General features: G+C 43.0%; 25 protein-coding genes and 1 riboswitch. Of the genes, 14 read left to right on the plus strand and 11 right to left on the minus strand.

Annotated elements, in window-relative coordinates:
• Nucleotides 1–50 precede the first annotated feature (50 nt).
• Both thrS and ERJ70_RS07130 read left to right on the plus strand, forming a co-directional pair.
• Nucleotides 51–1958, plus strand: coding sequence for a threonine--tRNA ligase (gene thrS / locus ERJ70_RS07125; RefSeq protein WP_209368217.1), 1908 nt, complete (start codon nucleotides 51–53; stop codon nucleotides 1956–1958).
• A gap of 342 nt (nucleotides 1959–2300) precedes the next feature.
• Nucleotides 2301–2750 carry a GNAT family N-acetyltransferase gene (locus ERJ70_RS07130; protein WP_209369195.1) on the plus strand — a complete coding sequence of 150 codons (450 nt, stop codon included), beginning with the start codon at nucleotides 2301–2303 and terminating at the stop codon, nucleotides 2748–2750.
• A 171-nt stretch (nucleotides 2751–2921) separates the two neighbouring features.
• Here ERJ70_RS07130 and ERJ70_RS07135 read toward each other — a convergent pair whose 3' ends face one another.
• The gene (locus ERJ70_RS07135) at nucleotides 2922–3815 is read right to left on the minus strand and encodes a fructose bisphosphate aldolase (protein ID WP_209368219.1); all 894 of its coding nucleotides are present in this window, start codon (nucleotides 3813–3815) and stop codon (nucleotides 2922–2924) included.
• Nucleotides 3816–4269: 454 nt separating this feature from the next.
• Here ERJ70_RS07135 and ERJ70_RS07140 point away from each other — a divergent pair, with 454 nt between their 5' ends.
• Nucleotides 4270–4569, plus strand: coding sequence for a hypothetical protein (locus tag ERJ70_RS07140; protein WP_209368220.1), 300 nt, complete (start codon nucleotides 4270–4272; stop codon nucleotides 4567–4569).
• On the plus strand, nucleotides 4566–4733 hold the full coding sequence (locus tag ERJ70_RS07145; protein WP_209368222.1) for a hypothetical protein: 168 nt from the start codon (nucleotides 4566–4568) through the stop codon (nucleotides 4731–4733). Before ERJ70_RS07140 ends, ERJ70_RS07145 begins: the two co-directional genes overlap by 4 nt.
• 163 nt (nucleotides 4734–4896) lie before the next feature.
• Here the strand turns inward: ERJ70_RS07145 and guaC are convergent, their stop codons facing one another.
• Nucleotides 4897–5880, minus strand: coding sequence for a GMP reductase (gene guaC / locus ERJ70_RS07150; protein WP_209368224.1), 984 nt, complete (start codon nucleotides 5878–5880; stop codon nucleotides 4897–4899).
• A 336-nt stretch (nucleotides 5881–6216) separates the two neighbouring features.
• On the opposite strand from guaC, the gene ERJ70_RS07155 reads away from it, so the two are divergent.
• From ERJ70_RS07155 to ERJ70_RS07165, 3 genes are all read left to right on the plus strand, one after another.
• Entirely contained in the window at nucleotides 6217–6873 is a 657-nt protein-coding gene (locus ERJ70_RS07155; protein WP_209368226.1) for a ribonuclease H family protein, read from the plus strand.
• Between the two features lie 159 nt (nucleotides 6874–7032).
• Nucleotides 7033–7398 carry a PadR family transcriptional regulator gene (locus ERJ70_RS07160; protein ID WP_209368228.1) on the plus strand — a complete coding sequence of 122 codons (366 nt, stop codon included), beginning with the start codon at nucleotides 7033–7035 and terminating at the stop codon, nucleotides 7396–7398.
• Nucleotides 7373–8035 carry a permease prefix domain 1-containing protein gene (locus tag ERJ70_RS07165; RefSeq protein WP_209368230.1) on the plus strand — a complete coding sequence of 221 codons (663 nt, stop codon included), beginning with the start codon at nucleotides 7373–7375 and terminating at the stop codon, nucleotides 8033–8035. Before ERJ70_RS07160 ends, ERJ70_RS07165 begins: the two co-directional genes overlap by 26 nt.
• A 363-nt stretch (nucleotides 8036–8398) precedes the next feature.
• Here the strand turns inward: ERJ70_RS07165 and ERJ70_RS07170 are convergent, their stop codons facing one another.
• Complete coding sequence (locus tag ERJ70_RS07170) at nucleotides 8399–9097, minus strand: carbohydrate deacetylase (protein WP_209368231.1); 699 nt, start codon at nucleotides 9095–9097, stop codon at nucleotides 8399–8401.
• Nucleotides 9098–9114: 17 nt separating this feature from the next.
• Nucleotides 9115–9843 (minus strand): GntR family transcriptional regulator, encoded by a 729-nt coding sequence (locus ERJ70_RS07175; protein WP_209368233.1) that lies wholly within the window; start codon nucleotides 9841–9843, stop codon nucleotides 9115–9117.
• A gap of 384 nt (nucleotides 9844–10227) precedes the next feature.
• On the opposite strand from ERJ70_RS07175, the gene ERJ70_RS07180 reads away from it, so the two are divergent.
• Nucleotides 10228–11517 (plus strand): PTS sugar transporter subunit IIC, encoded by a 1290-nt coding sequence (locus ERJ70_RS07180; protein ID WP_209368235.1) that lies wholly within the window; start codon nucleotides 10228–10230, stop codon nucleotides 11515–11517.
• A 214-nt stretch (nucleotides 11518–11731) separates the two neighbouring features.
• Entirely contained in the window at nucleotides 11732–12040 is a 309-nt protein-coding gene (locus ERJ70_RS07185) for a PTS sugar transporter subunit IIB (protein WP_209368236.1), read from the plus strand.
• Nucleotides 12041–12342: 302 nt separating this feature from the next.
• On the opposite strand, the gene ERJ70_RS07190 is transcribed toward ERJ70_RS07185, so the two are convergent.
• Complete coding sequence (locus tag ERJ70_RS07190) at nucleotides 12343–13572, minus strand: IS110 family RNA-guided transposase (protein ID WP_209367978.1); 1230 nt, start codon at nucleotides 13570–13572, stop codon at nucleotides 12343–12345.
• Nucleotides 13573–13954: 382 nt separating this feature from the next.
• Between ERJ70_RS07190 and ERJ70_RS07195 the strand changes: the two genes are divergently transcribed.
• A complete protein-coding gene (locus ERJ70_RS07195; RefSeq protein ID WP_209368237.1) occupies nucleotides 13955–14689 on the plus strand; it encodes a YkgJ family cysteine cluster protein in 735 nt (244 codons plus the stop codon).
• 264 nt (nucleotides 14690–14953) lie between these two features.
• Here the strand turns inward: ERJ70_RS07195 and ERJ70_RS07200 are convergent, their stop codons facing one another.
• Complete coding sequence (locus ERJ70_RS07200; RefSeq protein WP_209368238.1) at nucleotides 14954–15715, minus strand: ABC transporter permease; 762 nt, start codon at nucleotides 15713–15715, stop codon at nucleotides 14954–14956.
• Nucleotides 15712–16443, minus strand: coding sequence for an ABC transporter ATP-binding protein (locus tag ERJ70_RS07205; protein ID WP_209368239.1), 732 nt, complete (start codon nucleotides 16441–16443; stop codon nucleotides 15712–15714). The genes ERJ70_RS07200 and ERJ70_RS07205 overlap by 4 nt, the downstream gene beginning before the upstream one ends.
• Before the next feature lie 215 nt (nucleotides 16444–16658).
• Nucleotides 16659–16759: riboswitch (TPP riboswitch) on the plus strand.
• A 67-nt stretch (nucleotides 16760–16826) separates the two neighbouring features.
• On the opposite strand from ERJ70_RS07205, the gene thiT reads away from it, so the two are divergent.
• From thiT to ERJ70_RS07220, 3 genes are all read left to right on the plus strand, one after another.
• Complete coding sequence (gene thiT, locus ERJ70_RS07210; RefSeq protein ID WP_374099774.1) at nucleotides 16827–17435, plus strand: energy-coupled thiamine transporter ThiT; 609 nt, start codon at nucleotides 16827–16829, stop codon at nucleotides 17433–17435.
• 41 nt (nucleotides 17436–17476) lie between these two features.
• The gene (locus ERJ70_RS07215) at nucleotides 17477–18691 is read left to right on the plus strand and encodes an EAL domain-containing protein (RefSeq protein ID WP_209368240.1); all 1215 of its coding nucleotides are present in this window, start codon (nucleotides 17477–17479) and stop codon (nucleotides 18689–18691) included.
• A 296-nt stretch (nucleotides 18692–18987) separates the two neighbouring features.
• A complete protein-coding gene (locus ERJ70_RS07220; protein WP_209368241.1) occupies nucleotides 18988–20148 on the plus strand; it encodes an endo-1,4-beta-xylanase in 1161 nt (386 codons plus the stop codon).
• 61 nt (nucleotides 20149–20209) lie between these two features.
• On the opposite strand, the gene ERJ70_RS07225 is transcribed toward ERJ70_RS07220, so the two are convergent.
• Together ERJ70_RS07225 and ERJ70_RS07230 are read right to left on the minus strand one after the other, a co-directional pair.
• Nucleotides 20210–20527, minus strand: a complete 318-nt coding sequence (locus ERJ70_RS07225) for an AzlD domain-containing protein (protein ID WP_209368242.1) — start codon at nucleotides 20525–20527, stop codon at nucleotides 20210–20212.
• Nucleotides 20517–21212 carry an AzlC family ABC transporter permease gene (locus tag ERJ70_RS07230; protein WP_209368243.1) on the minus strand — a complete coding sequence of 232 codons (696 nt, stop codon included), beginning with the start codon at nucleotides 21210–21212 and terminating at the stop codon, nucleotides 20517–20519. The genes ERJ70_RS07225 and ERJ70_RS07230 overlap by 11 nt, the downstream gene beginning before the upstream one ends.
• Nucleotides 21213–21357: 145 nt before the next feature.
• On the opposite strand from ERJ70_RS07230, the gene ERJ70_RS07235 reads away from it, so the two are divergent.
• Nucleotides 21358–21930: a helix-turn-helix domain-containing protein gene (locus tag ERJ70_RS07235; protein ID WP_209368245.1), complete on the plus strand. Its 573-nt coding sequence runs from the start codon at nucleotides 21358–21360 to the stop codon at nucleotides 21928–21930.
• Between the two features lie 12 nt (nucleotides 21931–21942).
• On the opposite strand, the gene ERJ70_RS07240 is transcribed toward ERJ70_RS07235, so the two are convergent.
• Nucleotides 21943–22977 (minus strand): serine hydrolase domain-containing protein, encoded by a 1035-nt coding sequence (locus tag ERJ70_RS07240; protein WP_209368247.1) that lies wholly within the window; start codon nucleotides 22975–22977, stop codon nucleotides 21943–21945.
• 247 nt (nucleotides 22978–23224) lie between these two features.
• The gene (locus ERJ70_RS07245) at nucleotides 23225–24781 is read right to left on the minus strand and encodes an ABC-F family ATP-binding cassette domain-containing protein (protein ID WP_209368249.1); all 1557 of its coding nucleotides are present in this window, start codon (nucleotides 24779–24781) and stop codon (nucleotides 23225–23227) included.
• Nucleotides 24782–24866: the final 85 nt, after the last annotated feature.

The raw sequence follows: 24866 nt of genomic DNA on the forward strand, positions 1-24866 counted from the left end.
TAGGGATGGCGTGTTTTTTTATTTATTTGGAAAAGAAGGAGTGACAAGGGATGAAGTCTAAGAAAATAATCATCCGCTTCCCGGACGGAAGTGAGAAACAGTACCAACAAGGTGTGACGCTTGAAGAAATAGCAGGGTCGGTCAGCCCGTCTTTACGAAAGAAATCGGTTGTCGGAAAAGTGAACGGCGTGTTGACAGATTTACGAAGCAGTATTTCCAATGACGCCGAAATAGAGCTGCTTGACGTTCCGTCACAAGAGGGATTGAAGGTGATGCGTCATACTACTGCGCATGTGTTGGCACAGGCTGTCCAGCGTATTTATGGGGATGTTCATTTCGGTACAGGGCCGGTCATTGAAAATGGATTTTATTATGATTTGGAATTGAGCCAACCGATCTCACAAGATAATCTGGAACAAATCGAGAAGGAAATGCAAAAAATCGTTTCGGAAAATCTGCGAATCGAGCGGGAAGAAGTGTCACGAAATCGGGCAAAGCAATTGTTTGCAGATGATCCATTAAAGCTTGAACTGCTGGGAGATATCCCGGATAGTGTACCAATCACTGTGTACCGGCAAGGGGAGTTTGTCGACTTGTGCCGGGGGCCGCATCTTCCGGAGACTCGTCATATCAAAGCATTCAAGCTGACGCGCGTTTCTGGTGCCTATTGGCGCGGAAACAGTGAAAACCAGATGTTACAGCGTATTTACGGCGTGGCTTTTGCTTCTAAGCCGGAGCTACAGGCTTATTTTGAATTTTTGCAGGAAGCAGAAAATCGGAATCACCGCAAGCTGGGCCGTGAGCTGGATTTGTTTATGTTTTCGGAAGAAGCGCCGGGCATGCCTTTCTATTTGCCAAACGGTCAATTCATACGAAATCAATTAGAAGCATTTTTGCGGGAGATCCAACATCAGTATGGCTACCAGGAAGTGCGTACACCGTTCATGATGAACCAGCGGCTTTGGGAACAATCCGGCCATTGGAACCATTATAAAGATAACATGTATTTTTCCGAGGTTGATGACCAGCGATTTGCCTTGAAGCCAATGAATTGTCCAGGACATATGCTGATTTTCAAAGATAAACTTCGATCTTACCGGGAGCTGCCAATCCGAATGGCTGAGTTTGGCCAGGTGCACCGTCACGAATTCAGTGGTGCGTTGAATGGGCTGTTAAGGGTTCGGACGTTTTGCCAGGATGATGCCCATATCTTTGTGACACCGGAACAAATCGAAGGGGAAATTACCTCTGTGTTGAACTTGATAGACGAAGTATATAGTGCCTTTGGATTTGACTATTCGATTGAACTTTCGACAAGACCGGAAAATTCGATGGGGGAAGAGGCGCTTTGGGTCAAAGCGGAAGCTGCTTTAAAGGATGTACTGGAAAAACTGGACTACGACTACCAAATCAATGAGGGAGACGGAGCATTTTACGGGCCGAAAATTGATGTGCACATCAAGGATGCATTAAATAGAAGCCATCAATGCGCGACCGTTCAATTGGATTTTCAAATGCCCGAATTATTTGATCTGGTTTATGTAGATGAAGACAACCAGAAAGTCCGCCCTGTCGTCATACACCGTGCCGTTTTCGGGTCAATTGACCGTTTCCTGGGTATTCTGATCGAGCATTTTGCCGGTGCGTTTCCTGCATGGCTTGCGCCCGTACAAGTAAAATTGATACCGGTGTCCAGTGCTGTTCATGGGGATTACGCAGTGGAAGTGCAAAATCGCTTACAAACAGAAGGGGTACGAGTTGAAGTAGATTTACGAGAGGAAAAAGTCGGTTACAAAATGAGGGAAGCGCAAGTCAAAAAAACCCCATATATACTGGTAGTTGGTGACAAGGAACGCGACAGCCAATCGATTAATGTCAGGAAATATGGTGAGGAGGAGTCTGAAGAGATGAAATGGAGTGTCTTTATCGAAGCATTGAAGCAGGAGATCGGTATCTGACGTGGAAATTATGAAGGAAGAGTAATTCTTAAATAAGGGGGAGGAATATCACTTTGCGAATAATAAACTTGGTGATTGGCAGCACTACACTTAATTTTTCGTAATCGTTATGCTGGTCCAATCATTTAATCCTCCTATTTATTGGATGTTTGGTCTGTTAACCGCACTTTTTGGGGGGATGGGAATAGAGAGTCTGAAGGACGGTCAGAAGTGGGTTGGATCTGTCTTTTTGTTTACGGCTTTTGTTTCGTGTCTGACAATTGTGAGGAATGCTATTATCGCTTGAAGAGGAGATGGAGAAGGGTGAAACAGGAATTGGATGAGCATTATATTTTAAAAAAAATGACCCAGCGGCAGGCGGAAGAAATCGCTTATAAGTGGCATTATCCAGGTGAATATAGTTTTTATGATATGGAAGCGGATGAAGAAGACTTGGAGGAATTTTTAGATGCAGATCAACGGGGGGATGATTACTATGTAGTGGAAAAGAATGATCAATTGATTGGATTTTTCAACTTTCATCAAAAGCAAAATGGAAAGGTGGAAATTGGGCTTGGTATGAAACCTGAATGTACAGGGAAGGGGAGAGGGCTGGATTTTCTTCGAGCTGGATTGGAACTTGCAATCAAAACATATTGCCCGTCAGCAGTCACGTTATCCGTAGCAGCCTTTAATAAAAGGGCGATCAGACTATATCAAAAGGCAGGCTTTGTCGTAGTCGGTACATTTATTCAAAACACCAATGGAGGCAGCTATGACTTTGTATCAATGGAATGGAATCCAAGGGAATAAACGGGCTTGAAAATATAGCCGGAGGATGAGTTGTTAGGCGAAGATAAAAGCGAATCGGTATTCTTGCTATACTCCTGAATTTATCACAGTATCGTCTATTTTTTCTGCTTAGTATTGATAAAACCAGCAGGCGCCGAAAAGGAACTTGCTGGTTTTATCTTTGCTGCAACATTATTTTTTGTTAACGGAAGCGTCATAAATAGATTCTACTGCATCTCGAAGAGCAGCGTTGAATTCTTCATCCGTTTGATTGACATTTAAGTCAGCGCTCAATGCTCGGGAGAAGCTTGCAATCAAGCCGTCATTTTCTTTTAATTTCTCATTGGCTTCATCACGGGAATAACCGCCAGAAAGAGCTACAACACGTACAACACGCGGATGGTCGATTAACTCTTTGTACGTGTTTGCTACAGTAGGAATTGATAATTTCAGCATAACGTTATCTTTATCATCCAGATTATTTAAATGGCCGAGAATCTCGTCTTTTAAGATTTGCTCGGATTTTTCTTTATCGTTACTATGAATATCTACTTCCGGTTCAATAATCGGTACTAATCCAGCTTCGATGATTTGTTTTCCAATCTCGAATTGCTGATCAACGACAGTCTTTATCCCTTCTGGATTGGCTTCTTTGATAACGGACCGCATTTTTGTCCCAAAGATATGGCGTTCGTTCGCACGTCTTAGTGTCTCGTCCAAGTCGTGAATGGGCTTCATCAGTTGCACACCGTTGGATGCATCTGCTAATCCTTTGTCAACTTTCAGAAAAGGTACAATTCCTTTTTTCTCTGCGAGATAGTCAGCGGTGTACTGGCCTTCTATTTCGCGATCCATGGTTTGTTCGAACAAAATGGCTCCCAGAATGTGAGTAGAGTCAAAAGCAGGGGACGTAATGATACGGGTCCGCATTTCATGGACAAGATCAAACATCTCCTCTTCGTTTGAATAAGCGTCTTCGGAGACACCATAACCAGCCAATGCTTTCGGCGTACTTCCACCGCTTTGGTCAAGGGCTGCAATAAAGCCTTTCCCTTTTCTGATTTTCTCCAATTGATTTGCTTGCATCTTTCCCACTCCTTTACCGGTTTTCAATCACTTCTTCTGAATAGTGATAGAACAGAAGAGAGTTTCCATCCTTTAGTTTAGCCTAAATAAAAGAAAACTTGTAGTAATCGGACTTGAAGTTAAAAAGGATAGATAATAGAAATAGTAAAATTTCCCATTGTCTCAGACAAGCAAGTTCCGATACGTTGTCCTGATCTATCCTATATTGTTCTATAACCTGTTAAGCGAAACATCTAAACCAAAAGCGCATTCATTTTCCATAACGGGCATCGATAGATCGAAGTTCAGATCCAAACGATAAATTTGCAGGAATTTTCCTTGCCAAAAAGAATGTAATGCTTATGGAGAATGAAATGAGGAGGTGGTGTTGTTGCGGATGGAGGATGAAATAGCTGCAAAAGTACATCGCATGAGAGAACTTCACGAAAACTTTTCTCAAGGTCATTACTAGGAAATGAATGACAATTATTCAGATCACTTTATCGGCAGGCTTTACATGCCTGCTAAAGATAAAGTAGTGACCTTTACAGGAGAAAAAATCAAGCAGGGGAACAAACAGGCGGCAGATTATTATCAGGGCAAGGAGCTCAAATTCGTTTATTCCGGCTTAAAGATTATTCCGCAGTCCGATAAACAAGCAGCTGTATCTTACTACATCACACACCAGGCAGAAGGGAAATGTGGTCAAAGCACTTTCGTTGGAAGTGTGGAAAAAAGAACAAGACGGGGAATGGAGAATGATAAGGTGGTATGAAGAAAATGGCTCTGGACAGCCAGTTTAAATGGTATCTGCTTTATTTGTCTATTTATTTTGTCTTTATCGCAGGTATTGTTTTTGGTGGCATGAACCAAATAAGCAATGTAATTATAAGTGATACAGATTACATGGCGGAAGTCTGGAAGTCCTGGCTAAAATGAGAGAGGATAGGGGCGAGGAACCGCTCCATGAGGTCTACCGTGATTTGTACCTATCGACTCAATAAGCGGAAAGCCAATGAATTGATTTTTTCCTTGCAGGACCAGATAAAAAGACAATGACATAACAAACAGGAGAGCGGGAATCCCACCCTCCTGTTTGTTGTTAATATACTTTGTCGCCGTTGAAAATGGAATTTTTAACAACAACATAGTCCACATTGCGAATGGCTTCAAGCTTGTTGCCGCCTGCGTAGGATATCGCTGATTGCAAATCCTGTTCCATCTCTTTCAACGTATCGGAAAGAGACCCTTTGTGCTCGACAAGCATCTTTTTCCCTTCGACATTCTTCTTTTCTCCTTTTTGGAACTCAGAAGCAGAACCGAAGTATTCTTTGAAAAGCTTGCCGTCCGTTTCGATTGTCTCGCCCGGAGATTCTTCATGGCCCGCGAACAGAGATCCAATCATGACCATGGAGGCGCCGAATCGGATTGATTTTGCGATATCGCCATGCGTCCGGATTCCGCCGTCAGCAATAATCGGTTTGCTGGCCGCTTTGGCGCACCAGCGCAACGCAGCTAATTGCCAGCCACCGGTTCCAAAACCTGTCTTGATTTTTGTGATACATACTTTACCAGGGCCGATTCCGACTTTTGTCGCATCGGCGCCGGCGTTTTCCAATTCCCTTACGGCTTCCGGAGTGCCGACATTCCCAGCGATGACAAAGCTGGCTGGCAGATGTTTTTTAATATGCTGGATCATTTCGATAACAGCATTAGAATGACCATGGGCTATATCGATGGTGATGTATTCTGGCGTAAGCTGCGCTTTTGCCAGTTCTTCGACAAAACGGTATTCTTCTTCTTTAACGCCCACACTGATCGAAGCGATCAATCCGCGATTCTTCATGTCCTTGGTAAAAGCCAGGCGTTTTTCTGGCTCAAAACGGTGCATGATATAGAAATAATCATTTTCGGCTAAATATAATGCGATTTTTTCATCGATAATCGTCTGCATATTGGCGGGAACAACCGGAAGTTTGAATGTGTTACTGCCAAGCGTTACGGTTGTATCACATTCTGAACGACTGTCTACGATACACTTTGCAGGAACTAGTTGTATATCTTCATAATCAAATACATTTTCCATGTTATACACCTCTAAACACGAATATTTTAATCAAGTTAAATGTTATCGTTCGTACATAGGGTAATTTACATCATTTTTTAGTGGATGTCAAAGGTTTTATTTGGGTTAAACCAGAACTATTCTTTATATATAAAGGAATCTTTTTCAATGTGATTTCCGTTCTTCTTCGGAATGAATGATAGAATGCAGGCTGGCCGGGTACACTGGTTATAAAAACAAAATGGACTCTGCCTTAAACATAAGGCTGAGAAACTCAGCAGCCGGATTATACCTTTTACGCATATAAGTCTCTTGTTAAACACCATCTAAAAATCGTCTGATAAAGGAGGGGTACGTATGGATATCCGTATTGAAATGCTATATCAGACTCCAAAAGGAACAACGGCCAGCTTCCAGTCAGAAGAAATGAACCCGGGAAAAGCAATCCTGATAGCGGAGGATTTGGAAAGATCCGGACGGATAAAACAAATCCATTTTCTCGACAGCCGTGATACGGAATGGACTTTAAAAGAATTGAAGAAATTTATTGCTGAAATAGAAACAGAACCACATAATGTTACGGTGTATTTTGATGGCGGCTTTGACCAGGATATGCAGCATTCGGGTTTAGGATGCGCTATTTATTATGAGCAAAACGGAAAATCGTTTCGTCTGAGAAAAAATGCACAAGTAGAAGAGTTGGATACGAACAATGAAGCTGAATATGCTGCGTTTCATTTGGCGCTGCAAGAACTGGCATTTATGGGGGTGCATGACCTTCCTGTCACTTTTATCGGTGATTCGCAGGTTGTCTTACAGCAATTGAGTGGGGAATGGCCGTGTTATGAAAAAGAGCTTTCCAAATGGATAGATCGTATCGAAACACTGTTGGATGAACTGGGCATCGATCCTTCCTTTCAGCTTGTTTCCCGCAAGTTGAATAAGGAGGCCGATCAGCTCGCTACACAGGCGCTGCGAGGGATCAATATAACCGGCAATAAAGAGGTAAATTAACCATAATAGCTTGATAAATGCTGAAGTTGGGAGCTGAGTAGCTTCCGGTTTCAGCATTTTTATTGGAATATACTTTTTTAGCACATTAGCATTTGTAGCAAATTACATTGACAGACAAAGTAATATGCTTTACATTGTATTTTAGGAGGTGAGGATAAATTGGCCAGCAACATTTCGACAGACCTGATCAGGGGGCATACTGATACGATTATTTTGAACGTACTGCAGCAGGGGGACAGCTATGGGTATCAAATATATAAAACCATCATCGTTTTAAGCGGAAATCAGTATGAGCTGAAAGAAGCGACGCTTTATACTGCTTTTCGCCGGTTGGAGAAGGAGGGGTATATCGCTTCCTACTGGGGTGATGAAACGCAAGGAGGACGCCGGAAATACTACCGTATAACAGAGGCAGGTCTGGAGCGGTACAAACAGAACAAAAAAGATTGGCATTTTGCCAAGAATGTCTTGAATCAATTAATTGAGGGAGGAATCCATAATGAAGAGAATGAACCAGGATCTTAATCAGAAGGTTCGATCCTATGTAGACAATTTGTTTGCTGGAGTTGGCGATAGTCAACAGTTATATGAATTAAAAGAAGAGCTGTCCATCAATCTGAAGGAAAAGATTATCGATTACAAAAAGGCCGGCATGAATGAAGAGGAAGCCTTCAAGGAGGCGGTTAGTTCGATGGGAGATCTGAGCGGCCTGGTCGAGGATATGCGGCAGATCGGCCAGGACCAGACAAGAAAATCTGTTTATTCATCCATGACTGCCCGTGTTTCCACTGCGGGATTAATTACTGGCATACTGGTAGGTCTATTTGGTCTGTTGACGATGGCCATGTTGTATTTTATGGAGTTGCCCCTTGAGGCTGTGACCGGACCGGCTATCTTTATCGTATTCGGCGGAGCCATCGTCACTTACAGTATGTTGACAAGGGAAACAAACAAAAAGTACGCCATGACCAAAGTGCGTGCGATGCTATACGGTTTGTCGGTCGGATTAATTTTGTTCAGCTTGTTTACAGCTTTTACTTCCGGTTTTGCGACTGGTGAAATTTTTATCGGAATCAGTTCCTTCATGGTATTTTTCTTGGCCGGGTTTGGCTTATTGCTTGGACTGCTGTTCACAGGGACAGATCGGAAAAAAGGAAGATAGGGAATATGGGTGCACATGATGAAGGCATAGTACAGGAGAAGCCAATGATGATAGATGAAAAGCTCCCTTTGCGTTAAAGCAGAAGGAAGCTTTCCGAAAAATGTCTGATTTCGTCCCTTGGAGACAGGGACCGGGGAGAAGTGTTGGCGCACTTCTCTCTTTTATTATAACGAATAAGAAAGATTGATTCTACTAAGTAAAGCTATTATCGTGCGTGATCAAAAGAAGGATGAACAGGATCAAGAAGTTCAAGGCGGCGTAGATTTCAGCAATGGCGCGTATGCAATTATTACGTGAGCAGCGGAAAAGCAAGCCAACAAAAAATTCGAAGGGTTATTTTCACCGGACTTTTTGAACAACCCCTTATAAAATCGTCACCCAATATGGTATTTCCAGCGAACAAAGGATTTCTCTTTCAAGATTGCGGGGTTCGCTATAGGAACTGATTGCTTGAAGCTCGGTATCCGCAAAAGCCGGATGGGTCATGACTTCCACTTTACCGGCTGGGATCCTGCGTAATTGATCGAATATGCTGCTGGTAACACCGTTACCATAAAAGTCTGTCCACAAGGCTTCGGTCAATAGATAATCTGGATCGGTCTGAAGCGATTCTGCAAAGCGAACCGGAACTCGATAGTCTTCCGCTAATCGGAGCATCAACTCCTTCAGTGGTTCCCAGCCATGAATATGATGGTGGCTGTCGATATGATGAAGGGGTAACCCTGTGGAAAGAAACACCTCCAATTGTGTCCGCCATTCTTTTTCTGTTTCCTTCATATCAGGAATATTCATTTCCCGAAAATTACTCCGCCAGCGAAAGGTGCCTTCTTTGTCGACAATCGAATGTAAGTCGGGGCAGAGGGCTTTTCCCCAAGTAAGAACAAGGTGGATTCCGACTTTTAAACCAGGATGGCGCTTTGCAGCTGTTACAGCATCTTCAACGGCAGGTCCATTCATCATTAGTGTAGCGGAACCTACCACACCATTCACAAAAGCCTCGATGATTCCATCATTCACGCCTTTCGTCAAGCCGAAATCATCTGCATTAAATAAAACTTCCATCTGTTTCCTTCCTTTAGTTATGGATTTTGGTCATACAATCGTTCGATGATGAAATTTGTTTTGTCTCCGCGAAAATAAGAGCGTGAAAATTCGATCTTGTTTCCGTGTATATCTTCTGCTGTTGTCTCGATATAGAAGAGTGGCAATCCAGTGTCACACCGTAAATGGCTGCAGATCCGCTCATTTGCAAAGGTGATTTCTACTTGCTCGGTCGTTTTTGCAATATGAAGGCCGAAGACTGCTTGTAAAGCTGCATAGAGGGAGGTTTCGGCATGCTGTTTTGTAAGGCCGGGTGCCATGCTCCAAGGGATATAGGAAACTTCGTATTGGGTTGGTTCTTGATCGGCCAGCCGGATTCTTTCTATCCGTTGCACGGCATCGTTCCTGGAAATGGATAGAGATTGGGAAAGATGTTGATCAGCAGGGATGACCTGAAGATCGAGTAACATGATTTTTGGCTTCTTTCCTTGTATTGCAACCTGGTCACTATACCGTTTGATTGTATGGGAAAGGGTTTGTTTTACCTTCTGATCTGCTACATATGTACCCCGGCCTTGATGCCGTGCCAGGTATCCTTCTTGTGTCAATTGATTCAGGGCAGTTCTCACGGTCGTTCTGCTCACGTTAAACGTGTTGCAAAGTTCCATTTCCGTTGGGATCTTTTCGCCGATTTGGTAGTGGCCGGTTTTAATGCTAGTAAGCAATTCCTCTTTAATGAATTCATGTAATGATAGATTTTTGTTCATTGCATAACTCCCATCTGAAAAGCGACTGGTACTCAAAAATATCTACAGTTTGTTATGACAAATTCGGCTCTTACTCTCTATTGTATGGGAAAAGAATTATTTGTATGATACATTTTCTGCGCCTTTGACGCATAAACATCTTTAAAAAGAACTTGTCACGGCACTCGACTCCTGACCTGTGAAAGGAATGAGCACCAATGTGAAGGATGGATAACTAGGTATTGGCCGCAGACTCAACAGGAATCGTCTTGATGTTTAATTTGGCGAAGCTTATGTGTGATTCGACAGGAAAAAAGCAGGGAAGTGATTGGAAATGTTGATTCAGATCAACTGGGGAACGGCATTGGCCACTCTTCCCATCATTTCATTTAGGGGGTAATCAGAATGAATCATCCGCTCATGCAAAGGTTTATTGAAGTAGCCGGGAGAATAGGAGCTCAGCGTCACTTAGTTGCCATCCGAGATGGGTTTGTCGCCATCATGCCGCTCGTGATCATTGGATCGCTAGGAATCCTGATAAACAATTTTCCACCTTTCGGGAGTTTCGATTTGCCAGGTATCTTAAATGGTATTTTTGGAGAGGGAAACTGGCAAAAGGTAGGCGGGAGCATTTGGAATGGCACGTTTGCAGTTCTCGGTTTGTTGATTGCATTTTCCATTGCTTATAATCTGGCAAAGTCTTATGAAATAGACGGTTTGTCCTCAGGATTAATAACTGCTGCTGCTTATATCATGCTTGTACCAGAAACTCCGGACTGGGGCTTGAGTTTTGCCTGGTTGGGGGCGCAAGGGTTGTTTGTCGCAATCATACTCGCATTGGTTCTTACTGAATTATTTCGATACCTGCTCCAATCCAGGCTGACGATAAAAATGCCGGAAGGGGTACCCGATGGAGTCTCCCGGTCGTTTACCGCACTGATTCCTGCATCTATCATTTTGATCCTCGTAGGCTTATTTCAGGCCTTGATGAGTTACTTCGCGGAAATCAGCATTTTTGAATGGATTTTCAATATCATCCAAGAACCCTTGCAAGGACTAGGAAACACGCTGCCAGCGGCAATGGTCGTATCCTTCTTGAATCACCTGTTATGGTTCTTCGGTTTACATGGAACCAATATTATCGGTTCTGTCATCGAGCCGGTTTATCTGCCGCTCATCGAAAAAAACCTTTCCTTGTACCAAAACGGCGTTTCCGCTTTTGATGTCCCGAATATCGTAACCAAACCATTCCTCGATTCTTTTGTGTTTATGGGCGGTTCCGGGACAACGATTGCTTTGCTGATCGCTATATTTTTTGTCATCCGTCAAGAGAAAAACCATCCATATCGGGAAGTGGCAAAATTATCAACACCGGCTGGGCTTTTCAATATAAATGAACCCGTGATCTTCGGCTTACCTATCGTATTAAATCCAATTATGATGCTCCCCTTCATACTCATTCCTGTCATACTTACTGTTACTTCCTATGTCGCGCTGGCAACCGGAATCGTCCCTAAAACAGTAGCGATTCTCCCTTGGACGACGCCTCCGATTTTGAGCGGGTATCTTGTGACGGGAGGAAGTTGGCGGGGGATTGCTCTCCAGATTTTCAACCTGACGTTGGCGATAATTCTATATATCCCGTTTGTTGTGGCTGGTGTCCGGGCGTTGAAACAAAGAATGGAGGCACGATAGAGGAGATAAATGGGAAAACTTGCACGGTGCTTGATGATTTTGCGGGTATGAAAGGGAAAGGGATAGTAAACGCCCGCCGTTTTTTCTTAGAGATTTCTTTCAAAACATCAGGCAAGGTCTGCATGTTATTAAAAAGGCACAGATAGAAGTGATAGTGTTTCTATTGTGTTTTTTGGGGAGCAGGTTGCTTAAGGAAGGGGGAAGGAAAAGAAAGATGAATATCATTCTTGTATGCTCGGCTGGTATGTCGACGTCGATGCTAGTTGCCAAAATGAAAAAAGCAGCGGATAACCGAGGAGTGACGGCAACTATCGAAGCAGTTTCCGAGTCAGCGCTTAAGCGTAAATTGGAAAATCTCCACGTGGTGCTGATAGGTCCGCAGGTTAGGTATTTGGAGAAAAAGATAAAAAGCCAGTTGGAGCCTAAGGGAATAAAAGTTGCTGTAATCGACCAAATGGCTTATGGCATGGTACAAGGAGAAAAAGTACTCGATCAGGCACTGGGACTGTATAAGGAAATATAAATCGTTAGGGTGTACGGATTGCCAGGGGCGCTTAGCATGAAAGAGTGTTTCTGGCTTTTTGATGCTGGTGGCACGGTTGGATGGAACGACAGAAATACAAAGTACCTATTTACATCTTTCAGGAAAAAGGGAACAATAAGAAAGCAGCACTTAATAAGACCTGCGGTAATATGTCAAACAAAAATTAAATTAATATTTGATAATCAAGGTACACTTTATCAAAAAAGGCAACACCAAACTAGACCAGTAATATATGTAAATTACTGGAATGGAATAAAAAGGATTTAGAAGCTAGATATGCTTCATTCATTCACGCTCCTTTTCGACGTGTAGACTTGGTGATTGCGTAGTAGCGCATCAACCAACCGTACTAATTTTCTTGCGGTTAAGACGAGTGCCCTTTTATGTTGGTGTTTTGGTACTTCTTTGTATTTCTTCGCGTAATACGCTTGGTACTCAGGAACTTGTCTTCTTACCGAGTTGGCGGCTTCAACAAGGTAATATCTAAGGTACTGATTCCCATTACGAGATAGCGAAGTATCATCAGCTGTAAAACGTCCTGATTGATTTTTACGCCAATAGAGGCCTGCGTATTTAGCAATCTTTGTCTCATCATCAAAGCGTTCAATTTGGCCAATTTCTGCAATAATTCCTGCAGAAAACACAGGTCCAATCCCTGGGATTGTTTCAAGTGTTTCCGTTAATCCAGCCATGATCCGTTTGATGGCTTTATCTATCTCTTTTACTTGTTTTTGAAGTGTGCGAATCACTTCAATAGTAGTGCCAAGGATGAGATCAATAGAGTTTTCCAAGACCTTGTCTAATCGATAAGAAGAACGAACGGCTTTTTGGATTGATTTAGCTACACATTCGGCATCACTGAAACGATTCTTCCCTTTCTCTTGAAGGAATGCAGCTAGATCTTCCAATGGCATTTGAGATAGTTCTTCTAAACTGAATTTCTCGAAAAAGAGTTCCATCATGGCATTACCAAAAATGGAGGAGTCCACTTCCTCTTGAAAGGTATTGCATTTGTAACTCAAGTGTTGAAGAAAGTGCTGTTTTTCTTTGGTCACCTGATGAACGAGTTGGTATCTCGAACGAGTAAGCTGTTGGAGTGCTATGTATTGGCTCTCTTTAACAACAGACATATTGGCTCGGCCAAAGCGCAGGTAATCAGCTATAACAAATGCATCAATCTCATCGGTTTTGTCCATATCACTATAACTCTTTTTAAAGTTCTTAATTTGTTTAGGATTCATGACAAACACTTGTGTACCAAGTGCCTTGAGTGACTCGTCATTATGAAAAAACATAGATGGATGAAAGCTATAGACCGACGTAGACTCAAGACCAATTTTGAGTATATCGACTTTTTGGCCTTCGACACACTCTAGAATAGAATCTCGTAATAGAGTTGCACCTGGTAGATCATTGGATACGGTGAAGCTTCTGAGTTTATCTCCTTCACCATTTAGTAAGCAAACCTTGATATCAAAAGAACTAACATCTAATCCAGCAAATAATTTCACGGGGGATACCCTCCTTTCAAATTAGAATCATTGGTACTTATTTCTTGGACGCCCTGAGATATCCCTAGTGTGAACGCCGATCAGCAACCTCGTGTATCAGTACTATCCTTGGTTCGAAAGCCGCCCTAGAGCTACTATTTTCTAGGTTCGAAGAACAAGGTGCACAGCCTGCGAGTAGGAAGTTCCGCACGTACACTGGGAAACAGTCTTAAAGTGTGGTCGAGCCACAGGAGATGAAAGAATTGTCCCAAATGATCCTAAGACCATTATCTAGAAATATCTCAGGGTGTCCAAGACTTTTTGACATTGATAGCAGGAAAAAATGTAAAAACTGAAGGCTCTATTTGAGGGCCTAAACATAATATACGAGGGAGATTAATGCATGGGAAAATATTTAAGCTATAAAGAAATTCAAACTAGATGCGGTACATTGCAGGAAAAATATCAGATAGAGGAAGAAAGGTTTTATGATGTGGTGGAAATATGGGCGGAAAGCAATCTTTCGCCGAAAGATAAATTGCTCGGAAGTTTTCACGAGTTGCTGCGTATCGTCAGCAAGGAGATTGACACGATTGAGAATACCTTGGAATTGGAGGCCTCTTGTCGGATGGGCTGTGCGTTTTGCTGCTATTATCCTATCATTATCAATAAAATGGAAGCAAAGCTGATGAGACAGGCGATGGCGGTTTTTCCTGAGCAGCGCAGGAACAAACTTCATGCTCATTTTCATCATTATTTCCAAGAGTACGGCAAGCAGCTTGAAGATCTGTCAGCCATTGAAACGGAAACCGACCGGGAGTTCAAACTTGCCTACCGGAAAAAACAACTGCCATGCGTCATGCTCGATACAGAAACCAATCAATGCATGGCTTATGAAATCAGACCGATTCCTTGCCGGACTTACGTAAATTATGCTGATCCAAAAGTTTGCCAGCAAAACCTCATGCCAAAAGAAACCGTCAGCTTCGAATTTTTATATGGCGAGTATATGGGCGCACTCAACGAATTTCTGCAATTCCTTTATGAAGAAGAAGATACAGCCTTCATTGACTACCCAAACGACCTCTACACCCAAGATTACCTGTTTAACTGGTTCAAAGATGACTACAGGGTCTAACTAAGGGCTAAGGGGGAATACGGGGGTCAGTCCCCAATATATGAATTTCTGTCATTCTCAACCTGTCGGGACCGTTTTAGGGACTGACCCCAAATGGGGGAGACAGGATCTGTTAATGAGCTGAATGTTGACAGAGCGGGGTTTAGGGAGATTGAAGGTGTGTCCCCAAATCCGTGGAATATCTCACCTAGTTTGGTTAAGGGGTCAGTCCCTCCCGCGGTATTTGGGTGTCGTTACTGGTGCGGGAGGGACTGACCCCGGATTTTATTCTTTCATTCTGCTTTTGACAAGCTGCATGCGTTCGTTGAACAAGGTCGGATAAGACATGTAACCGAGCAAGATGCTGGTGACCACTGCTGTTGTCAAAATCAGGAATAAAATTAACAACTGAAATTGGACGGCTTGCACTGGGTCTGCACCTGCTATGATTTGGCCGCTCATCATTCCTGGGAGCTGGACAAGTCCGATGGTTTTTTGGCTCTCAATGGTTGGAATGGTGCTCGCTTTGATGGAAGTGATCAGTTGGCGATGAATCGCTTGTTTAGGTGTACCACCCAATGAGAGAATCAACTCGGTTTCGTCCTCGTGGTCTTCCACTTCAGCGGTAAATCGATTCAAAAACAATATCGACAAAACCATGGAATTCCCGATAATCATTCCGCTGATTGGAATGATATATTGAGGAGTAGGTGGTGTGATCGAAAGCCCGAGCAGAATACCTTGGGTAAGCACTTCTACAACAATAAAGGTGAGAATCAGTTTCCAGGTAATTCCTTGAATCGACCTGCCTTTCCGTCTTGCATTTTGTGTGGCTGCCGCAATCATCAGAACAACCATTAATAGAATGTAGAGCATGTTTTCAGCATCAAATACATACTGCAATAAATACCCGACCGCAAGCAGCTGTATAATCGAGCGGATGGCAGCAATAATCGTATCCTTTTCCAGTTCCAGTCTTAAAACTTTCGATAATAAAAGCGGAATGATAACAAAAATGAGTGCGAGGGACAATGTAAGATAATTCATGCATCTTCCCCCTTCACAAACCTTTTGACCTGTTCATTGGAAGGGTTGTTCAACAAACTGCTTTCCCCTGTTTCTACCACTTCTCCTTCAATCATCACCCAAGTATAGTCACCGAGGCTTCTCGCCTGTTGTAAGTTGTGGGTGATCCAAACTATCGTCGTACCATAGTTTTGATTGATTCGAATGATCAATTCTTCGATATCCTGTTGTGAAACACGATCCAGTGAAGCAGTGATTTCATCTAACAGCAGCACATCAGGACGATTAACTAAGGTACGGGCAATCGACAGCTTTTGCCGCTGGCCCCCGGACAAATCCTTAATGTTCTGTTGTATGCTATCCCGCTTCAGTCCGACTAAGTCTAATAATTCCAATGCGTCATCCTGTTCAAGTTCTTTTCCCTGCAGTTTGAGCGGAAGAGATAAATTTTCGAAAACACTCCCACTGATCATGGTGGCGCTTTGCAAAGCCACACCTACTTTCCTTCTGAGTTCTACAGGGTTATATACTTCTATGGGCTTTTCTTGTACGTAGATGTTACCAGATGTGGTCGCGCGCAGCCCGTTCATCAATCGGAACAAACTGGTTTTACCAGCGCCGGACGGCCCGACCAAGGTTGTGATTTTTCCTTCAGGAAAAGAGCCGGTTATCTGTTTCAATATCTTCTGACCGTCGGCAGTGTAGGATACATTTTCCAAACGGACGGCTTCCTTGTCTGTCACTGACATGATTGATTCTCCTTCTCTCTAATTTGCTTTTAATCAGTATCCCCTATGAAAACTGTTTCTATTTTCTCCAAAGCATCAGGATTATTTTAGCAAACTTGATGGAGATTTGTTGATTGAGAAAATCGAAGAAAGTGATTGTGTATGAAAAGCAAACCTCTACCACCCCCAAGGAGAATCGGTTATAATAAAAGAAGCGCAACACAAAATTACATAAGCGAAACCACAAGGGGAGCTTTATGCTGAGAGTGAACGAGACTGTTCTGACCCTTTGAACCTGTTAGTTAATGCTAGCGCAGGGATGTGGATGATGGTGGATCGGATTCTGGCTGTCTGCATACATGTTCTCCCTTGGTGTTTCGTATGGAAAAGGGGAGTTTTTTTATATGTTGAAGAAGTTGGGATTGGTTGCATTGATTGAAGCTTCATTTTTCGCTGCACTGGCATTTGTTTTTGATTTACTTCCTTCGATCAGATTGTCTCCATCGATTTCCATCTCGTTTGCCATGGTACCGATTTTCCTGCTCGCATTCCGGAGAGGCTTCATTGTCAGTGTTCTGGCAGGCTTTATTTGGGGATTGTTGCAAGTGGCTCTTGGTGATGCAGCTCGTTCTATTCTTACGCCTTTACAAGGATTTATCGAGTATTTTGTAGCTTTTGCCTTTGTTGGTTTTGCCGGACTTTTTTATCAACCGGTTCAGACAGCATATCGCAGGGGGAGAAAAAGAGCCGCTTTATGTTTGGTGACTGTCGCTGTTTTTGTCGGTAGTATCGCCCGTTACTTTTGGCATTTCATTGCCGGTTTTATATTTTGGGGTGAATATGCTCCAGAGGGAATGAATCCTGTCTGGTTTTCCTTTGTTGCCAACGGGGTGACAGCACTGGGCGCCGCTGTATTGTGTTCTATATTGACAGTATTGGTACTAAGCAGTGCGCCGACATTAATTCGGCCCAAAACCGCTGCCCCTGTTTCTCCCCCGAAAAAAGCTTCCTGAGAGAAAAATAATAGAATGGTTACGGAAGGTAGGGGTAACTCATGGATCCATTGGATATCCTGGACAATTTAGAGAGTATAAAACCTGTCTACCAGCCGATTGTCAGCGCGATTCGTCATACGGTAGCAGGTTATGAAGTGCTGGGCAGATTCAGAAATGAAGAAGAATGGGAGAGTCTTGGTCCTTTTTTTTCTGATCCGGAAGTACCGGAAGAATTCAAAGTAGAAGTCGATCAACATCTTTTACAAATTGCCATAACGGAAATGCTTGAAGCCGAAGTGGATGGCTATTTATTCATCAACCGGAATGCAAAACAACTGATGGTCAATGACGGAGAAGATTTGTTACAACTGTTGTTGGATTTCGAGGCAAAAGGGTTTTCGATGAACCGTATTGTCATTGAAGTGACGGAGCATGATTTTGACGAGGCGTTTGAAAACTTGAACCATCTTCTGCTTTATTATAAGACTTTCGGCATTCAGATTGCAGTCGACCATGTTGGAGCGAAAAGCTCTAATATTGACCGGATTCGCCAACTGGAACCGCATATATTAAAAATAGATACAGATATCATCCGTCGTCACAATGCGGATGGTTTTCAAGATATCATGCATTCGCTATCCATGCTTGCCAGGCGGATCGGAGCAGCTTTATTGTTTGAAAACATAGAAGATAATTTTCAATTGTATTTTGCCTGGAAACATGGCGGCCGTTTTTACCAGGGGTATTATCTGGCGAAACCCGGTTTTGCTTTGGACGGTCAGTCCGTATTAAGGATAAATGTGACAGAAAAGGTATCCGAATACATCAAGCGGGAAAAACAACTGGTAGAACAACGTCTGCTTCATGTGCTGAATTGGGAGCAAAAAGTAAAAAGGATTCAGTCCCAGTGGGAAGGAACCAAGAAGGCTGATCACTTTATCGAAGGCTTGACCAGCGACTTTGAGGAAGAGAGTTTTCGGATGTTTATCTGCGATAGCGACGGTCACCAAGTATCTTCCAACTTTCGAAAAAGAGATGGCCGGTGGGAGATGGAGCCTGATAAAATAGGGTCGAACTGGGCTTTTCGTCCTTACTTCCTAGAAAATACTATGCAGATGAAAACATGGAGCAGGGGGATCCTGTCCGAAATCTATTCGGATATTGAAACAAGGGAAATGATTCGAACATTTAGCTTTCCGCTGACAGATGAGTATTTTTTGTTTATTGATATCCGCTATGCTTTTATATTTGAGAACGAATCGCTGCTAATCTGATCATCGCAGGGTAACGAACATTAGCTGAAAACAGCCTGGCAAATCTCAGGCTGTTTTTTTGATGGGCAAATAGTAGTCCATTTGGCCGACAAAAATGGGAGGGGTTGGTTCTATTTATTTATTTTTTAGAAAAGTTAGTTCGTTCAATTGATAAACAAAGTGTAGATGTTTATAATGAAAGGGCTTACAAACAGAGGAGTCACTCTTATAATGCTGCTTCTCTGTAGTTTATGTGATGGGAGGGATGGAGGAGGGTTTTTTTGTAACTTTTTATTTTAAAAAGGAGGAAATGATTGATGTTACAAGTCCTACGAAAACCTATAATTGCAGGCCTTGCCTTTTCTCTGTTCGTTTCTGTTGGTGTCCATAAAGTGGGGGCGGAACAAACAGAAAGTGCTGCCAGTGCCTTAGAAGTGCCATCCATCCAAGAAAGATATCAGGATTCCTTTACCATTGGAGCCGCAGTGGAGCCTTATCAATTGGAGGGAACACAGGGAGAAATACTTAAACACCATTATAACAGCATCGTTGCGGAAAACGTCATGAAACCGATTAATATTCATCCGGAAGAAAAGCGTTATGATTTTGAAGAAGCAGACAAGGTTGTCCAGTTTGCCAGGGAAAATAACATGGAGGTTCGTTTCCATAATCTCGTCTGGCACAGCCAGGTACCAGAATGGTTTTTCCTCGATAAGCAAGGGAACAAGATGGTGGATGAAACGGATCCGAAACAACGGGAGAAAAACAAGCAATTACTACTGAAACGATTGGAAAAACATATAAAAACCATTGTTAAGCGATATAGAGATGATGTAGATTCATGGGATGTCGTCAATGAAGTAATCGATGAATATGCTTCCAATGAACGCGGGCTGCGTGAATCCCCCTGGTATCAAATAACGGGGACGGACTACATCAAGACTGCATTTGAAACAACCAGGAAATACGCTGGCGAAGATGCAAAACTTTATATCAATGACTACAATACAGAAGTAGAACCGAAGCGTACGTACTTGTACAATCTTGTTGTTGATTTGTTGGAACAAGGGGTTCCGATAGACGGAGTGGGACATCAATCCCATATCCAGCTTGGCTGGCCATCCCTTCAGGAGATGGAGGATTCGATCAATATGTTCGCTGATCTTGGACTTGATAACCAAATCACCGAACTCGATGTTAGCATTTACGGATGGCCTCCAGCTCCTGCATATCCAACATACGATGCCATTCCGGACAGTATCTTCCTTACCCAGGCACAGCGCTATGATGATTTGTTTGCCTTGTATGAGAGACTGGAAGATAAAATCAGCAACGTAACCTTTTGGGGCATTGCAGATGATCATACCTGGCTTGATGACAGGGCCGAAGAGTACAATGATGGCATAGGAAAAGATGCTCCGTTCGTTTTTGACCCGGAGTATAATGTGAAACCTGCATATTGGTCGATTATGGACTGAAAAGCTAAGGAAGAAACACATATAGCAAGGACTGCTTAGGATTTCGGCAGTCCTTTCCTTTTTAACCGATTCCCATTCGGATAAGAATTCCGGCCAACATTCCTGTCAGGAGAGAAGGAAGAAAACGGCTTGATATTCGAAGAATTACTGCAGTGACAAGACTTCCGATAAGGACGGGGATAGAAAGTGTAAGCTGGTTGTTAACAGGAATAATCATTTGTTTTAAAATAAGGGACGTAATAATTGCTATAGGCAAAAAATCAAAATATCGTCGAAGAGCAGGTCCTAGTTCGCGTCCTGCCATAAACGCTGTCCCTATGATTCTGGAAAAATAGGTTGATACAGCAAGCAATCCAATCAATATCCAATCATGAAACATGGCGGTCCCTCCTTGCCATCAATAGCCCTGCAAATGGTGCAGCAACCCCCGTTGCGATAATTGTTAAAGGGTTGTCGGGAAAAACAAATTCCATTCCTGTTGTTAAAATAGCTGCTGCCAAGGCTGTGGTTATTTCTGGGCGTTTCCGGAGGCTTGGTATAAGCAAAGCGGTGAAGGTAAGAGGGAATGCTAAATCCAATCCCCATTGATGGGGGTCGATTTCCCCTCCAATGAGTGCTCCTGCAAGCGTAGCAAAAACCCAGGCAATATAGAATGTAAATGAGATAACGGCAAAATATAATGGATCTGGTCCATATTTGGTAAACCGGGCGCTTCCTAGAACGAATGGTTCATCGGAGACCCAAAAGGATAATGCCCATCTCCATCTACCAGCGGTTGAAATTCCTTTAGAAAGCGCCGCTCCGTATAAGAGGTTGCGTAAATTCAATAAAGTGGCTGTAATTAATACACTCACCATGCCCGCTCCACCTATCAGCATTCCTGCCGCGGCCAGCTGCACCGAGCCGGAAAAAACCAAAACGGACATGGCTGTCGCTTCTCCCGGATGGAAACCGGCCTGGTTGGCCAACACCCCGAAAGATAAACCGTATGCTGCTATAGCGGTTGCCAGCGGCAAAGCTTCCAACAAGGCAATTTTTACTGTCGCTCCATTTGATCCTTTCATTTTGTCCTTCCCTTCTTTTATTTGATAAAATAGGTATATTAAAGGTTACTTTTTGTATATTTTAATATAAATTCAGGCATTAGTATACTATGTTTTACTTTTTGTTTATTATAATAAACCGATTTTCGGTAAATGAGGTGAAAGCATGAATAAACCGAAGGAACGACAGACAGGAGATGCTGGAAAAAGAATCGGGACTAACTTGCGGCAATTCAGGGCAAGAAAAGGACTTAGCATTGACGCGCTTTCCAGTATAATTGGTGTTAGTAGATTGACCTTGCTAAAAATCGAGAATGGAGAGGGAAATCCGACATTGTCCGTGATTTGGAAAATAGCGAATGGGCTGAATATCCCGATTACCGATTTGTTGTCCATAGAAGGAGAAGTAGCTGTATCTCGAAAGACAGAAAGTTTGAAACTAAGCAGTTCGGATGAGGTTTTTACTGCGGAGCCATTGTTCCCTTCTTATGGACGTACGGAGCTTTATCGAGGATACTTACAGGCAAGAGGAAAATATGAGGCAGAAGCACACCAAACAGGTGTAACAGAATTTGTGACTGTAATGGCTGGCGGTCTGTCCATCAAAGTGGATGGGGAGACGTATAGATTGGAAGCTTATGATTCCATTCGGTTTAAAGGAGACCGCCTTCATACTTATGTTAATACAACCGATCAGGTAACCATCCTGCATTTCATGATTGCGTACCCAACCTTATAAAAAGCAACACACTCAATACGATTTTGTTAATTGAGGAAGCAGTTGCTTGTACACTTGGCCGATTACACCTTTCAATTGGTGGACACCTAAGTTTGCATTCGTCATGATAACCGCCCCCGTTCCCAAGGAAGGATAAGCGACAAGCATCGATTGAAAGCCAATTCCCCAACCGAAAGAAGAAATCTCTTTTTCTCCCTCCCCCCAGTCCAAAAACACACCAAGGCCTGAAAAGGGAGCGCACCCCTGGGGGGAGAGCATTTCTTCCGCAAGGGAATGAGAGAGTACTAAGGTGCTTTTACCAGTTGCAGCTAAAAGGAATTCTTTCAATATAAGACTAAGATCAGTAGGGGTTGTCCATAGACCTGCTGCGGCAGGAAAGGGATACACCGGATATTTCCCATTCACAGTTCGGCCGACCTTATCGTGACCGGAGGAAAGCTTATCTCCTTCTGTTACGGTATATGTACTGTTTTTCATTCGCAAGGGTTCAAACAATTCCTCTTTGATTATTGTTTCAAAAGATTTTTCGGTAACATCTTCTATCAAAAGCTGAATAATGCAATAAGCAGTATCTGAATAATGAAAACTCCCCCCTGGTTTTTCTTTGACATGGACTGGATAGGGGCAATAAGCGGTTTTACCCGTTAATACATCTTGCATAAGGGGGAATCCTTCTGCTTCGTTAAGGGGACCGAAGCTTTCCTTCGGGTCCTTTATTCCTGCTTGATGGCTTAGCAATTTGCGTAAGGTGACTTTGCTTGTTTTTATCAGGGGGGATTCAGGCACCTTCCAAGAGACTAATTTCCGATTCACATCCTCATCTAAATCCAGGATTCCTCTTCCAGCGAATTTCATCACAAGCATGGCTGTGACAAACTTACTGATGGAGCAGGCGCTAAATAACGTTTCAGGTTTTACCCACTGGTTAGCACCAGCTTCTGTGACACCGAAACATTCCGTTGTTTGAAGGTTATACTTCTCGATAATAGCCAAACTCATACCAGGAACAGTGGACTGCTCCACCAAGGATGTTAACTGTTTCCTCATTTTTTCATCTCCCCATCCGTATTTCTTTTCATTATATAATAAGAACACCTGTTCGTAAATGAGATAATGAAAATTGTTGGGACTGAAAGATAGAAACATTTATCAAAAACGTCCGATAGGAGTTGGAATCAAAGCTGGAGCACCACATTCTTTAACATCGATCATACAAAGCAAAAACCCGACGATTTCGAAACATCGTCCGGTCTTTGTTTTGATGACTATCCTTTTGTATATTATTTACTATTTATTAAAAAATTTTTGTCGTCCAATCTTCGCAATTCCATTTAGCTGTAACGATTCCATCGTAAAACTCCGGCTCGTGAGAAATAAGCAGGACACTACCTTTGTATTCAGAAAGTGCACGCTTTAGTTCCGCTTTCGCATCTGGATCTAAGTGATTGGTCGGCTCATCCAAAACGAGCAGATTCGTTTCCTTGTTGAGCAATTTGCAAAGGCGTACTTTGGCTTTTTCCCCGCCGCTGAGGACTTGTACCTTGCTTTCAATATGCTTTCTTGTCAGTCCGCACTTAGCCAGTGCAGCTCGCACTTCCTGTTGGGTGAAGTGGGGGAACTCGCTCCATATTTCTTCAATACACGTGTTGTCTGACTCTTTTTTTAACTCTTGTTCAAAGTAACCAATATGAAGGTGCTCGCCTAATTGAACAGAGCCGGAAACAGCAGGGATTTCTCCAAGAATACTGCGCAGCAATGTCGTTTTGCCGATTCCATTCGCTCCATATAAAGCGATTTTTTGCCCGCGTTCCATTGAAAGATTCAATGGACGCGATAAGGGTTCGTCATAACCAATGACCAATTCGGTTGTTTCAAACAAATACTTACCAGGAGTCCGTGCTGTTTGAAACTGAAAGGAAGGCTTCGGATTTTCTGCATCCAGCTCAATGAGATCCATTTTATCCAATTTCTTCTGACGCGACATCGCCATTTTGCTTGTAGCTGCGTTTGCTTTATTGCGGGCGACAAAATCTTTTAAATTGGCTATTTCTTTCTGCTGTTTCTTATAGGCTGCTTTCAGCTGCTGTTTTTTCATTTCATACACACGGAGAAATTCATCATAGTCTCCCGGATAGCGGTTTATTTGCTGGTTTTCCATATGGTAGATAACATTTACAACACTATTTAAAAACGGAATATCATGCGAAATAAGGATGAAGGCATGATCGTATGCCAGTAAGTAACTTTTCAACCATTCTATATGTTCCACATCCAAATAGTTGGTCGGCTCATCAAGCAGAAGGATGTCCGGTTTTTCCAGAAGCAGCTTGGCCAGCAGCACTTTAGTACGCTGGCCGCCGCTCAAATCGTGAACATCCCGCTCAAGCCCATAATCATTAAGGCCAAGCCCGTTTGCTACCTCTTCAACCTTGGCATCGATCGTATAGAAATCATTGTTGGTCAGGGCGTCCTGGATATGCCCGGTCTCTTCCATGATGGTTTCCAGCTCTTCCGGTTCCGCTTCCCCCATTTTTGCATAAAGTAGATTCATCTCTTCTTCCATGTCATACAAGTATTGAAAAGCGGTCCGCAGCACATCGCGAATCGACATACCTTGTTTTAAATCGGCGTGCTGATCGAGATAGCCGACTCTTGAGCGCTTGGACCAGGTAACGGTTCCGGCATCTGGCTCTAGTTTCCCGGTGATAATATTCATGAAGGTGGATTTCCCTTCACCATTGGCGCCGATCAATCCAATATGTTCTCCTTGCAATAGGCGAAACGAGACATCGTCGAAAATCGCCCGGTCTCCAAACCCATGGGTCAAGTTAGCTACAGTCAATATACTCATTGTAAACACCTTTTCTAGTTGTTATCGTCTTTCTTATTATAAAGGGGATTGGATAAAAGCGATAGGGGGGAGAATAGACTGCGAA

Source organism: Sediminibacillus dalangtanensis, assembly GCF_017792025.1.
In the GTDB taxonomy this organism is placed as follows: domain Bacteria; phylum Bacillota; class Bacilli; order Bacillales; family Amphibacillaceae; genus Sediminibacillus; species Sediminibacillus dalangtanensis.

Coding starts and splice junctions, on each gene's coding strand:
- thrS (WP_209368217.1), top strand. CDS start 51: ATGAAGTCTAAGAAAATAATCATCCGCTTCCCGGACGGAAGTGAGAAA.
- ERJ70_RS07130 (WP_209369195.1), top strand. CDS start 2,301: ATGACCCAGCGGCAGGCGGAAGAAATCGCTTATAAGTGGCATTATCCA.
- ERJ70_RS07135 (WP_209368219.1), bottom strand. CDS start 3,815: ATGCAAGCAAATCAATTGGAGAAAATCAGAAAAGGGAAAGGCTTTATT.
- ERJ70_RS07140 (WP_209368220.1), top strand. CDS start 4,270: ATGAATGACAATTATTCAGATCACTTTATCGGCAGGCTTTACATGCCT.
- ERJ70_RS07145 (WP_209368222.1), top strand. CDS start 4,566: ATGAAGAAAATGGCTCTGGACAGCCAGTTTAAATGGTATCTGCTTTAT.
- guaC (WP_209368224.1), bottom strand. CDS start 5,880: ATGGAAAATGTATTTGATTATGAAGATATACAACTAGTTCCTGCAAAG.
- ERJ70_RS07155 (WP_209368226.1), top strand. CDS start 6,217: ATGGATATCCGTATTGAAATGCTATATCAGACTCCAAAAGGAACAACG.
- ERJ70_RS07165 (WP_209368230.1), top strand. CDS start 7,373: ATGAAGAGAATGAACCAGGATCTTAATCAGAAGGTTCGATCCTATGTA.
- ERJ70_RS07170 (WP_209368231.1), bottom strand. CDS start 9,097: ATGGAAGTTTTATTTAATGCAGATGATTTCGGCTTGACGAAAGGCGTG.
- ERJ70_RS07175 (WP_209368233.1), bottom strand. CDS start 9,843: ATGAACAAAAATCTATCATTACATGAATTCATTAAAGAGGAATTGCTT.
- ERJ70_RS07180 (WP_209368235.1), top strand. CDS start 10,228: ATGAATCATCCGCTCATGCAAAGGTTTATTGAAGTAGCCGGGAGAATA.
- ERJ70_RS07185 (WP_209368236.1), top strand. CDS start 11,732: ATGAATATCATTCTTGTATGCTCGGCTGGTATGTCGACGTCGATGCTA.
- ERJ70_RS07195 (WP_209368237.1), top strand. CDS start 13,955: ATGGGAAAATATTTAAGCTATAAAGAAATTCAAACTAGATGCGGTACA.
- ERJ70_RS07200 (WP_209368238.1), bottom strand. CDS start 15,715: ATGAATTATCTTACATTGTCCCTCGCACTCATTTTTGTTATCATTCCG.
- ERJ70_RS07205 (WP_209368239.1), bottom strand. CDS start 16,443: ATGTCAGTGACAGACAAGGAAGCCGTCCGTTTGGAAAATGTATCCTAC.
- thiT (WP_374099774.1), top strand. CDS start 16,827: ATGTTGAAGAAGTTGGGATTGGTTGCATTGATTGAAGCTTCATTTTTC.
- ERJ70_RS07215 (WP_209368240.1), top strand. CDS start 17,477: ATGGATCCATTGGATATCCTGGACAATTTAGAGAGTATAAAACCTGTC.
- ERJ70_RS07220 (WP_209368241.1), top strand. CDS start 18,988: ATGTTACAAGTCCTACGAAAACCTATAATTGCAGGCCTTGCCTTTTCT.
- ERJ70_RS07225 (WP_209368242.1), bottom strand. CDS start 20,527: ATGTTTCATGATTGGATATTGATTGGATTGCTTGCTGTATCAACCTAT.
- ERJ70_RS07230 (WP_209368243.1), bottom strand. CDS start 21,212: ATGAAAGGATCAAATGGAGCGACAGTAAAAATTGCCTTGTTGGAAGCT.
- ERJ70_RS07235 (WP_209368245.1), top strand. CDS start 21,358: ATGAATAAACCGAAGGAACGACAGACAGGAGATGCTGGAAAAAGAATC.
- ERJ70_RS07240 (WP_209368247.1), bottom strand. CDS start 22,977: ATGAGGAAACAGTTAACATCCTTGGTGGAGCAGTCCACTGTTCCTGGT.
- ERJ70_RS07245 (WP_209368249.1), bottom strand. CDS start 24,781: ATGAGTATATTGACTGTAGCTAACTTGACCCATGGGTTTGGAGACCGG.